The 3,279-nt window shown below is 73.4% G+C and carries 4 protein-coding genes; 3 read left to right on the forward strand and 1 reads right to left on the reverse strand.

Annotated features, from left to right (window positions below):
• From NBX02_RS05790 to uraH, 3 genes are all read left to right on the forward strand, one after another.
• A partial coding sequence (locus tag NBX02_RS05790) for an amidohydrolase family protein (protein WP_250290321.1) occupies positions 1-691 on the forward strand: 691 nt, incomplete at its 5' end.
• Positions 692-875: 184 nt separating this feature from the next.
• Entirely contained in the window at positions 876-2,435 is a 1,560-nt protein-coding gene (locus NBX02_RS05795) for an allantoicase (protein WP_250290322.1), read from the forward strand.
• 154 nt (positions 2,436-2,589) lie between these two features.
• Positions 2,590-2,916: a hydroxyisourate hydrolase gene (gene uraH, locus NBX02_RS05800; protein ID WP_250290324.1), complete on the forward strand. Its 327-nt coding sequence runs from the start codon at positions 2,590-2,592 to the stop codon at positions 2,914-2,916.
• 138 nt (positions 2,917-3,054) lie between these two features.
• Here the strand turns inward: uraH and NBX02_RS05805 are convergent.
• Positions 3,055-3,279: DUF6986 family protein (locus tag NBX02_RS05805; protein WP_445548287.1), on the reverse strand; the 225-nt coding region annotated here is incomplete at its 5' end.

Below are 3,279 nucleotides of genomic sequence, written 5' to 3' on the forward strand. Positions count from 1 at the left end.
GGCCGAGACCGAGGCGGTCGCCGGGCTCGCCGCGCTGTCCGCGGCCACCGGCGCCCGCCTGCACGTCCTGCACCTGTCCGCGGCGGCGGCGCTGGACGACGTGCTGGCCGCCCGCGACGCCGGAGTCGCGCTGACCGCCGAGACCTGCCCGCACTATCTGACATTCACCGCCGAGGAGGTTCCCGATGGTGCGACTGTGTACAAGTGCGCACCTCCGATCCGGGGGGAGGACAACCGGGAGCGGCTGTGGCAGGGGCTCACCGCGGGCCTGTTCACCGCGGTGGTGACCGATCACTCTCCGTCCGCACCGGAGCTCAGAGCCGTCGAGTCGGGCGACTTCGGGCAGGCGTGGGGCGGGATCGCCTCGGTGCAGCTCGGCCTGGCCGCCGTGTGGACGCAGGCCCGCCGCCGCGGCCACGGCCTGGCCGACGTGGCCCGCTGGATGTGCACCGGCCCGGCCGACCTGGTCGGGCTGGCGCACAAGGGGCGGATCAGCCCCGGGGTGGACGCCGACCTCGTCGTGATCGATCCCGAGGGGTCCTTCGTCGTCGACCCGGCCCGGCTCGCCCACCGCCATCCGCTGACCCCCTACGCGGGCCGGCCGCTGGACGGCGTCGTGCGGGCCACCTACCTGCGCGGCAGGCGGGCCGACGGCGACCGGCCGCCGCACGGCAGGCTGCTGTCGCGATGACCCCGGCATCCGGCGGGGGAGCTGGCTGTCAGGCCATCCGGCGCCAGCGCGCCGGGTTCCAGCGCGCCCGGTTCCAGCGCGGCCGCGTTCGAGTTCCGTCTGAACATCCGAGTTCCCAGCGGTGGACGCCCGTCCCGCACGGTCACGGGCGTCCACCGGAGAAGATCTGTAGAGAAGAGGATCCGTGAGCGACGCTCCCGATCTGACGAATCTTGTCGACCTTGCCGCGGCCCGGTTCGGCGGGTCGGTGGTGGCCGTCAACGACGAGTTCTTCGCGCTCGCCGAACGGATGCTGCTGCCCGAGCCACCGATCGCCCGGCCAGGGGTGTTCACCGAGCGGGGCGCGTGGACGGACGGCTGGGAGACCCGCCGCCGCCGCGACCTGTACGGCTCGGACTGGGCGATCATCCGGCTCGGCGCGCCCGGCGTGGTGCGCGCGGTGACCGTCGACACCTCCCACTTCACCGGGAACGCCCCGGAGTCGGTGGAGATCCACGGCGCCACCCTCGGTGGCTACCCGTCCGCCCCCGAGGTCGCCGAGGCGTCGGTCAACTGGGTCGCCCTGGTGCCCCGGACGCCGGTCCAGGCCGACGCGGTCAACGTCCTGCCGGTGGTGCGGGCCGGGCACACCCGCGTCACGCACCTGCGGCTGACCATCCACCCGGACGGCGGGGTGGCCAGGCTGCGCGTACACGGCACGGTGATCCCCGACCCGAGGCTGCTCGACCGCGTCACCTCCGACCTGGCCGCGGCCTATCTCGGCGGGGTGGTCATCGCGTGCAGCGACATGCACTACGGCGACCGGCACAACCTCAACGCCTCCGGCGAGGCCCGGGTGATGGGGGAGGGCTGGGAGACCCGCCGCCGCCGCGGCGTGGGCCACGAGTGGGCCGTGGTGCGGCTGGTCACCGCCGGCGAGGTGATCAGGGCGGAGGTCGACACCCGGCACTTCCACGGCAACGCGCCCCGGGCGGTGGCCCTGTGGGCGGCGTCCGCCCCCGAGCTGTTCGGCAACGACGAGGTCTCGTCGCTCGAGAAGATCACCCGCTGGTACCCGCTGCTGCCGCAGGTACGGGTGCAGCCCAACACCCGGCACCTGTTCGACCTGGAGGTCCCGGTGGAGGCCACCCACGTGCGGCTGGAGGCGTTCCCCGACGGCGGGCTGGCCCGGCTGCGGCTCATCGGCACGCCGACCCAGACCGGGCGCCAGCAGCTGGCGATGCGCTGGTTCAACGCGCTGTCCCCGGGGGCGGCCCACGCCGAGCTGCTGGGCTGCTGCGGTTCGGAGGACTGGGCCGCCGTGGTCGGCGACGGCCGGCCGTACCCGACGCTGACCGCGTTGCTCGACGCGGCCCGTGAGCAGTGGTGGCAGCTCACCGAGGCGGACTGGCTGGAGGCGTTCACCGCGCATCCCCGCATCGGGGAACGCGGCGCCCCGCTGCCCGCGCCGACCACGTCCACCCGGGCCACCCTGGCCGGGATGGACGCCCCGCGCCGGGAGCAGGCCGCCCTGGACAACGCGAGCCTGGACCTCAAGGCGGCGCTGGTCGCCGGCAACCAGGAGTACGAGGACCGGTTCGGCTACGTCTTCCTGGTACGTGCCGCCGGCCGCAGCGCCGAGGAGATGCTGGGGCTGCTGCGGGAGCGGCTGGGCAACGACCAGGCCACCGAGCTGCGGGTCGCGGCCGGCCAGCAGGCCGAGATCACCGGACTCCGGCTGCGACGGCTGATCAGCGGCTCGTGACCAGCGGCTCGTGACAGGCCGCCCGTGACCAGCGGCTCGTGACAGGCCGCCCGTGACCGCCGGCCCGGGCGCCGGCCCGGGCCGGCCGCGCCACCCACCGGTATCGCGTGCGGATGATCATGGTCGCTGACGGTGAGAGGAGCATGATGCGGGAGTGACTGTTTCCACGCATGTGCTCGACATCGCCACCGGGGAGCCGGCCGAAGGCATCCCGGTCCAGCTCGAACGAATAATCGTGGGCTTCGGCGGCGACGTCCGCGGCTGGCGGCTGGTGACGTCCGCTGTGACCGGCAGTGATGGACGGGTGCGGGACCTGCCGGTTGAGGGGCCGGGGGCGTGGCGCCTGGTGTTCGACACCACGTCCCGTTCGGCGTTCTTCCCGGAGGTCGTCATCACCTTCGTCGTGACCGACCCCGGGCAGCACCACCACGTCCCCCTGCTGCTGTCCCCCTACGGCTTCTCCGCCTACCGCGGCACCTGAGGCGTTCTGTGTCAGAGTTGTTTGACTACTAAGAGTAGTTAACAACTTGGGCATAAACGAGCACTACGAGCCGAGCACCGCGTGTGCGGGCAGAGCGCGGGGCGGACGATGTGATCGGATGTTCGTGACCGGATGCGTTCATCCAGATGGTCGGTGGGTTCCGGGTGGGGGCAGGGCGGCAGCGGCGACCGTTTCGCGGGTCAGGCCGGTTGCGGCCAGGTCGGCGTCGTCGAGGAGGCCCACGTCCAGTGCCCGTCGGAGATGGCCGGCCAGCGCGCGGGCGGTCGCGGGCTCGTCGGCGACCGGGCCGGCTGCCGTGACCGGGCCGGCTGGGCCGATCGTCGCGAGCGGACCGGTCGCATG

The organism is Protofrankia sp. CiP1_Cm_nod1 (genome assembly GCF_920888515.1).
GTDB lineage: Bacteria > Actinomycetota > Actinomycetes > Frankiales > Frankiaceae > Protofrankia.